Origin of the sequence: Pseudomonas sp. PAGU 2196 (genome assembly GCF_022179005.1) — a bacterium.
In the GTDB taxonomy this organism is placed as follows: Bacteria; Pseudomonadota; Gammaproteobacteria; order Pseudomonadales; family Pseudomonadaceae; genus Aquipseudomonas; species Aquipseudomonas kermanshahensis.
On the sequence record NZ_BNTL01000036.1, the window covers coordinates 68,561 to 75,475 of the forward strand.

Annotated in this window: 7 protein-coding genes; 2 read left to right on the top strand and 5 right to left on the bottom strand. The window is 62.2% G+C overall.

The features are described 5' to 3' along the window. The first annotated feature begins 175 nt into the window (after positions 1–175). Positions 176–1,708 (top strand): NCS1 family nucleobase:cation symporter-1, encoded by a 1,533-nt coding sequence (locus tag MFF34_RS26105; RefSeq protein ID WP_238217392.1) that lies wholly within the window; start codon positions 176–178, stop codon positions 1,706–1,708. 15 nt (positions 1,709–1,723) lie between these two features. Beyond that, on the top strand, positions 1,724–2,452 hold the full coding sequence (locus MFF34_RS26110; protein ID WP_238217394.1) for an aspartate/glutamate racemase family protein: 729 nt from the start codon (positions 1,724–1,726) through the stop codon (positions 2,450–2,452). A 115-nt stretch (positions 2,453–2,567) separates the two neighbouring features. Here the strand turns inward: MFF34_RS26110 and MFF34_RS26115 are convergent, their stop codons facing one another. The 5 genes from MFF34_RS26115 to MFF34_RS26135 form a co-directional block, all read right to left on the bottom strand. Beyond that, on the bottom strand, positions 2,568–3,761 hold the full coding sequence (locus tag MFF34_RS26115; protein ID WP_238217398.1) for a D-amino acid dehydrogenase: 1,194 nt from the start codon (positions 3,759–3,761) through the stop codon (positions 2,568–2,570). Positions 3,762–3,806: 45 nt separating this feature from the next. Continuing rightward, positions 3,807–4,469 carry a hypothetical protein gene (locus MFF34_RS26120; RefSeq protein ID WP_027592985.1) on the bottom strand — a complete coding sequence of 221 codons (663 nt, stop codon included), beginning with the start codon at positions 4,467–4,469 and terminating at the stop codon, positions 3,807–3,809. Positions 4,470–4,705: 236 nt separating this feature from the next. Continuing rightward, complete coding sequence (locus tag MFF34_RS26125) at positions 4,706–5,212, bottom strand: hypothetical protein (RefSeq protein WP_238217400.1); 507 nt, start codon at positions 5,210–5,212, stop codon at positions 4,706–4,708. 309 nt (positions 5,213–5,521) lie between these two features. Then, positions 5,522–5,860 (bottom strand): FKBP-type peptidyl-prolyl cis-trans isomerase, encoded by a 339-nt coding sequence (locus MFF34_RS26130; RefSeq protein WP_027592986.1) that lies wholly within the window; start codon positions 5,858–5,860, stop codon positions 5,522–5,524. A 41-nt stretch (positions 5,861–5,901) separates the two neighbouring features. After that, positions 5,902–6,843 carry a DMT family transporter gene (locus MFF34_RS26135; RefSeq protein ID WP_099428662.1) on the bottom strand — a complete coding sequence of 314 codons (942 nt, stop codon included), beginning with the start codon at positions 6,841–6,843 and terminating at the stop codon, positions 5,902–5,904. Positions 6,844–6,915 lie beyond the last annotated feature (72 nt).

Consider the following 6,915-nt stretch of genomic DNA (forward strand, 5'->3'; position numbering starts at 1 on the left):
TTCGTGTTTTGTATACAAGTTAGGCAAAACATAAATACACAAGAACCCGCGACGCCGCCCTACCTGTCGGCCGCCGCGCCCAGAACCCAGTGATGCCAACGCTGCACCGACGAGATGGCGAGCCCGTGCGCATTGCCCGCTCATCGCAGTCCACGTGCATCAGGAGCCTGCCGGAATGCGTACAAGCCTCGACCTTGCCCCTGAACTTTCCGTCGCCAGCAGCAACCCCACCTCCACACTTGCCGGCCCTGCGCCAGCACTTGAACTGAGCCCACGCCTGCACAACCGCGACCTCGCCCCGACACGCGCCGAAGGTCGGCGCTGGGGCGGTTACAGCATCTTTGCGTTATGGACCAACGATGTGCACAACATCGCCAACTACTCGTTCGCCATGGGGCTGTTCGCCCTCGGGCTGGGCGGCTGGCAGATACTGGTGTCGCTGGCCATTGGTGCGGCGCTGGTGTACTTCTTCATGAACCTGTCCGGTTACATGGGGCAAAAGACCGGTGTACCGTTTCCGGTCATCAGCCGCATTGCCTTCGGTATCCATGGTGCGCAAATACCGGCGTTAATACGCGCGGTCATTGCCATTGCCTGGTTCGGCATCCAAACCTACCTGGCCTCGGTGGTGCTGCGCGTGCTGCTGACCGCTGTGTGGCCGCAACTGGCCGTCCACGACCAGGACAGCATCCTTGGCCTGTCGAGCCTGGGCTGGGTCTGCTTCGTGGCGATCTGGCTGGTGCAGTTGGTGATCCTCGCCTACGGCATGGAGATGGTGCGCCGCTACGAGGCCTTCGCCGGTCCGGTGATCCTGCTCACCGTCGCCAGCCTGGCGGTGTTCATGTACTTCAAGGCCGACGCGCGTATCGCCTGGTCGGTGGCGGCGCCGCTGACCGGTTACGAGATGTGGCGCAACATCTTCGCGGGCGGTGCCCTGTGGTTGGCAATCTACGGCACCCTGGTGCTCAACTTCTGCGACTTCGCCCGCTCTTCGCCCTGCCGCAAGACCATCCGCGTCGGTAACTTCTGGGGCTTGCCGGTGAACATCCTGGTGTTCGCGATGATCACCGTGGTCCTGTGCGGCGCGCAGTTCCAGATCAACGGCCAGATCATCGACAGCCCGACGCAGATCGTCGCCAGCATCCCCAATACCCCATTCCTGGTCCTGGGTTGCCTGGCCTTCCTGATCGTCACGGTGGCCGTGAATATCATGGCCAACTTCGTCGCCCCGGCTTTCGTGCTCAGCAACCTGGCGCCACGCCACCTGAACTTCCGTCGCGCGGGGCTGATCAGCGCCACCCTCGCCGTGCTGATCCTGCCCTGGAACCTGTACAACAGCCCGCTGGTGATCGTGTACTTCCTGTCGGGCCTGGGCGCCCTGCTCGGCCCGCTGTACGGGGTGATCATGGCCGACTACTGGTTGCTGCGCAAAGGCTGCATCAACGTGCCGCAGCTGTACAGCGAAGACCCGGCTGGTGCCTATCACTACACCAAGGGCATCAACCTGCGCGCCGTGGCCGCGTTTGTGCCGGCCGCAGTGCTGGCCATCGTGCTCGCCCTAATACCCAACTTCCATAGCGTGGCGCCGTTCTCCTGGCTGATCGGTGCCGGCATCGCCGCGGCCCTTTACCTGCTGATCGCGCCACGCAACCGCCAATACCTGGATGTCAGCGGTGAGTGCATCGCCGTTGACCACAGCAGCCACTGATCAGGGAGAACCGCCATGCGTATTCTGATTGCCAACGTCAACACCACCGAAGCCATCACCGAAGCCATCGCCGAGCAGGCGCGCGCCGTTGCCGCGCCAGGTACCGAAATCATCGGCCTGACCCCGTGGTTTGGCGCCGAGTCGGTGGAAGGCAACTTTGAAAGCTACCTGGCGGCCATCGCGGTGATGGACCGGGTACTGGCCTACGATGGGCCCTACGATGCAGTGATTCAGGCCGGCTACGGCGAGCACGGCCGCGAAGGCCTGCAAGAGCTGCTGAACGTCCCCGTGGTGGACATCACCGATGCCGCCGCCAGCACGGCCATGTACCTGGGCCACGCCTACTCGGTGGTGACCACCCTGGACCGCACCGTGCCCTTGATCGAAGACCGCTTGCGGCTTTCCGGCCTGTACGACCGCTGCGCGTCGGTGCGCGCCAGTGGCCTGGCCGTGCTCGAGCTGGAAGCCGACCCGCAACGTGCCGTGGAAGCCATTGTCGAGCAGGCCGAGCGCGCTGTGCGCGACGACAAGGCCGAGGTGATTTGCCTGGGTTGTGGTGGCATGGCGGGGCTGGATGAGCAGATCCGTCAACACACCGGCGTGCCGGTGGTGGACGGTGTGAGCGCGGCGGTGACCATTGCCGAGTCGCTGGTGCGAATGGGGTTGAGTACGTCCAAAGTGCGGACCTATGCCACGCCGAGGGTGAAGAAGGTAGTGGGCTGGCCGATGCGCTTCGGGCGTTAACGCTACTTCGTTTTTACCGACCTCTTCGCGGCTAAAGCCGCACAGGCTCAGCGCTGCTTTCGGGCACTGCGCGGTCCCTGTGGGAGCGGGTTCACCCGCGAAGTGGCCGGTACATTCAGCGCAATATCCTGGCCAACCGCTCCCCACTGCCACAGGCCAACGTAAAACCCAGTGCCCCATGCCCCACGTTCAGCCACAGGTTCCGATACGCCGTCGCCCCAATGATCGGCACCCCGGTAGGCGTCGCTGGCCGCATCCCCGCCCACTCCACCGCCTGCCCGTAGTCGGCGGCGTTGGGCAGCGTATCCAGCGCCAGCCGGCGCATGCTGTCGAGTCGGCGCGCATCCACCGATTCATCGTAACCGACGATATCCACCATCGCCGCCACCCGCAGTTGGCGGTCCAGGCGCGCATAGACGATCTTGCGTTCGTAGTCGGTAACACTGACCTCAGGTGCTCGATGCTCAGCGGCAATCGGCGCAGTCAGGCTGTAGCCCTTCAGCGGATAGACCGGCAACTTCAACCCCGGTAGCGCCAACCCCGCACTGCGATGACCTGCACACAGCACCAGGCGCTGCACATCGACCTGCTCGCTGCCCAATTGCAATGCAACCACCTGATCGTGATGTGTGACCAGCTGAGTCACAGGCTTACCGAGCAAAAACTGGCACTGCCCGGATGCGCGCAAGCGCTCGGCCAGGCGTACACAGAAGCGGTGACAGTCGGCGACTTCCTCATCAGGTGTGAGCACGCCCCCCACGAACGGCCCCCCGGCCAAGGCCGGCTCCAGGGCCTTGAGCTCGGTGGCATCAAGCACGCGTTGGCTGATTGGATCGAGCAGGCGCCTGCGCCCTTGGGCGAACGCCTGCTCACTGCGAAAGGCGACCAGCTTGCCGTTACGCCGCCAGGCAAAATCCGTCAGCCCATCCTCCTCGCGCCAGCGCGCCAGGGCGGCTTGGCTTTCCAGCGCCAACGCCAGCAGTTGTGCGCCATTGCGAGCATTGACACGGCTGCGACAGGCCATCATGAACGCCAGTAACCAACGCCACTGCGCCGGGTCGAATCGCAACCGCAAACGCAGCGGTGAATCCCCCTGCAGCATCCAGCCCAGTGCCTGCCACGGCACACCAGCATCGGCCAATGGCGCCACATAGCGGTACGACAACTGCCCGCCATTGGCGAAACTGGTGGCAGACGCCAGGCTGTCACGCGCCTCGATCAGCGCTACCGACAGCCCTTCGCGCACCAGCGCATAGGCCGTCGCCAGGCCAATAACCCCCCCTCCAATGACCGTCACCTCGTGCTTCATGCATGGCCCCTGTTTCGGCTTCCTTGCCCAAACAGTAGCAGCGCATCAGCTCGGACAGCTATGGGCACCGTCATTGAGGCCCTGTCGCACATTGCGGCTGAGCAGGCTGGCCTTGCCGTCGTGCCAGGTCAGCGTGAGCACATACAGGGTGTCGAAATCGTCGCCGTTCCAGTCCTCGGTGATCACCCGCTCCTCACCCAGCGCCTTGCCGGCCACGGTATTGATGAGTTCTGGCAGGTAACCATGGGACCAAGCGGTGTAGACCGTCGCATTGCGGTATTTGTCGCTCAGCAACTCTTCGGCCAGCGCGTCGGTGTCGTTGGCACCGTAGTCGATGTTCACCGGCAGGCCCAGGCGGATGGCGCTGGGGGTGATGGTCATCAGCGGGCGGATATAGCTGTAGCTCTCGTCCTTGCTGCCTTCCTCGACATGCCGCGACGGGTTGGCGGCAAACACGTAATCGGCATTGCCAAAACGTTCTGGCAGCAACGTGGCCAGGTCCAATGCCCGGTTGAGGCCTTGGCAGTTCAGTTGCCCCAGCCCCTCGCCCGGTTTCTCGGCGTGGCGCAGGAAGACCAGGGTCTGGGTGCCATCGACCGGCTGCGCACGGCTTTCGACAGCATCCAACGCCAGCGGTATGGCCACGGCCGTGAGCGCGAGGCTCAACAGCAAGTGGCGACGACGGCGGAGAAAGGTTGGCAACTTCATCAAGGCAGGCTCTTGTGGCAGAGAAAATCGGGTTGACCCGCCACGTTGCCCTGCGTCGCAGCCGCAGGGCGTCCTTGTAGTGAGTGCCATCCCTGGCAACGAGTGAGGGTCAGAGTGCCGTCAACCCGTTTGGTTCCTCCCTGAGCGTGATTGCCGTTCCCTAGGCAAGGCCAACGTTAGAGGATGTGTGTTGCTGAATTATGTCCTGATCAGGCCAATACGCGCGCAAGCAGCGGCTAAGGTAGGTTGCCTGCGTTGATCGCAGAGGTTGGAACGATAATGGTTACACCAAACACCTGCTCGATTACCTGCCTAGGGCCTTGATTCAGGCTCCAGGTAAAGAAAACAAGAAAACCGAGCAAAAATACGAAGAGGACCGACCCCACGAGACTCTGCGCCACACCCAGCCAAAACCCTGGTTTGGTATTTCTGATGTCGCTGCTGGCTTTGTCGGAATAATACTGCTCGAGCTCTACAGCCTGCGCGGCTATCGAAGCATCAAGAAACCCCTGAGCAAGCTGGCTGGCCTGGTTGCGATAGCTTTCAAGCTGGGTGGGGCTATTGCTGACATCGTGGAAAGGCGCCAGGTCGTCGTCTTTGGGTTCCCTGTCATGCTTGACCTTGAAGGCCTGGATGAATTCGATCTTCTGCCTCTTGTACAACGAATAGGCAATGATACCCAGTGTATCTTGCTCATTCTCTACAAGGACCGAGTAGATGTGGTTGTAACAGCCATCGGCCATCTGGCTGTTACTCCTTGCGCAACCGTGAATACGCCGCGTTGAATGCTGCTTTCAATTCCGAGCGAGATTTTTGGGTACAGGTGAGGACGCCTGCCAATTCGCGCGGTAGCGAAATCTCCATTCGGGCGCCGGACGCCACCAACAAGGCATTTGCCTCTCGCACCACTCGCGAGGAAAAATGCGATTTCATAGCCATGCCCTCTTCACTCAAGTCATATTGAAGAGTAACCATCCCTCAATGACTGCTCAATCAGACGGGGGCCGACAAGGCGTGTAATCCTTTTCCTATTTGGCGTAGGACTGGATTATTCAATCATCCCGCGTCAGCACTTCCAGCAGCTCAATCTCAAACGTCAAATCCGAATTTGGCGGTATCGCCCCCACACTGCGCTCGCCATACCCCAGGTGCGCCGGCACCTGCAGTTTGCGTTTGCCGCCGACGCGCATGCCCATCAGGCCCTGGTCCCACCCTTTGATCACGCGCCCCGTGCCGATCACGCACTGGAAGGGTTTGCCGCGCGACCAGGATGAATCGAACGTGCTGCCGTCGGCCAGCCAGCCGGTGTACTGGGTGGTGATCAGGGCGCCTTTGACGGCGGCTTTACCGTCGCCTTCGACGAGGTCGATGATCTGCAGTTCGCTGCTCATGGGCATGCTCCAACGCTGAAAAAATCAAAGCCGCCCTTTTCTCAGGTATGCACCGGTTTGGCAAGTTCTCGCGGCGTTCCGTGCTGGCGCATGGACCACAGCACGCCGCCAATCACCAGAATGATCGCTGCCGCCTCTAGCACGCTCGGCCCGGTCTGCCGCCAAAGGAAGGCGTAAAGCAGGGCGAACAAGGTTTCGAAGACGATCAGTTGGCCGCTCAGGGTGAGTGGCAGGCGCTTGGAGGCGGCGTTCCACAGCGCCATGGCCAACCACGAACCCAGCACCGCGCAGCCCAGGCTGGCCGCCCAGAACAACCACCAGCGCCCCATCGGCGCGTCCACCTGCAACTGTTGCGGCTGCCACAGGGCCAGGGCTGCAACCATCACCAGGCTGGCCAGCCCGGTCATCACCCCGCACAGCACCGACCACTGATGGCTGTCGAAATGCCCGCATTGTTTGAGGTAACGGCTGTTCTGTACCGCGTACCAGGTCCAGCAGGCCAGGGCGGCCAATGCGTAGAACAGGCCCAGGAGCTTGTCGCCGATGTCGCCGGGGGCGAAGGCGAACGTCTGCAGATTGATGCACAGCATGCCCGCCAGGATCAGCGCCAATGGGCCGATCAGCCGCGCCAGCGGTACCGCGCCACTGTCGTTGCGACCGTACAGGGTGATGGTCAGCGGCAGTACGCCGACAATCAGCGAAGCCGGCGCCACGCCCAGACGCTGGATGGCGGCCACCAGGAAGACGAAATAAACCAGGTTGCCGATGACGGCCAGGCGCAACAGCATCCACGCGTCGTGCAGGGTCAGCTGACGCAGTTGGCGGGCCATGGGGATTGCCAGCAGCAGCGAGATGACTCCGACCATGACATAGCGCACGCTGCTCAGCAGCATCGGGTTGAACTCAGGCAGCAGCTCAGGGACCATCAACACCATGCCCCACAACGCACCGGCCATGCCGGCGTACATCACACCGCGTCTCACGTCTGCGATCCTCGTTTGAATTGGGCGCAGGCTACTGGTTGTGCGGGGGGGAGGCAATGATTTGGGGGGATG